The organism is Mesorhizobium sp. M7A.F.Ca.CA.001.08.2.1 (genome assembly GCF_003998455.1).
Lineage (GTDB): Bacteria > Pseudomonadota > Alphaproteobacteria > Rhizobiales > Rhizobiaceae > Mesorhizobium > Mesorhizobium ciceri.
In genome coordinates, this window is sequence record NZ_RZPW01001292.1 from 1 (window position 1) to 856 (window position 856).

An 856-nucleotide genomic window follows, 5' to 3' on the forward strand; every position below is an offset into this window, starting at 1 on the left:
GTCCCAAGCCTTGGCCGGGTCCGCCTCTGCCCGCCAGCAGGGGCGGACCCACTGCAACATGGCTCCGAAAATGAAGTTTGGATTGCGCTCGGTTTCCCTGGCCGAGCATACACCGGAGGCCCGTTACTGCTCCCTCAGTGGCGGGTTTTTCAATGGCAGGTTGGCCGGTGAAGCATCACGTCGCGGTTCTCAGGACCCGTAACGCTACCCTGAATTGCTGGATTCGTTGCCCTTGGCATCGCAGACCTTGCATATCAGATCGAGACGGGAGCCAGCACCAGAACGGGCGAACTCTGCCAGAATCTCGGTCAGCACTGCGGTGTCGGAAAGGTCCAAGACATAGCGAGCCATACCACATGAAGTCGAACAGACCAGAAAGGGTTGCTGTACGGTTTTCCAAAATGGCGCGAAGCTGATCACGGACGGTGGAACAAAATCGCGCTGTCAAACTTCGGCCGTTGCACTGTTCCCATTCAGTGCTTTCCCCATGAGAACTGCCCGCTGGCCTGGCGGCGGTAGGCGCTGGGCGCGGCTTTCCGCAGATGGTCTGATGAACCGGACCTTGAGCGCATCATTGTGAGCCACGGCGATGTCATCACGGACAAACTGCGCGATGCTCAAGCAGATCGCGAGATTTCGGGCATAGCGGAAAATCTCCGGATGGTGGCGCCGCAGCCAAGCCGCGTTATCTGTTATAAGTCATCAACTGACTGAAAGCGTGGGCAGCTATGTGCAACGACTATGAGCAGCATATCGCCTGGGCCGAATATTGCAGGATGAGGCAATTGCTGGCGCTCGACATTCCCACTTATCAAACCGAACTGGATCTGCCGCAGGCGGATGACATCCGCATCAG

1 pseudogene is annotated in these 856 nt (G+C 57.6%); it reads left to right on the forward strand.

The window, feature by feature from the left end:
• Positions 1–728 precede the first annotated feature (728 nt).
• A pseudogene (locus tag EN914_RS39755) lies at positions 729–856 on the forward strand (SOS response-associated peptidase); the annotation flags it as partial.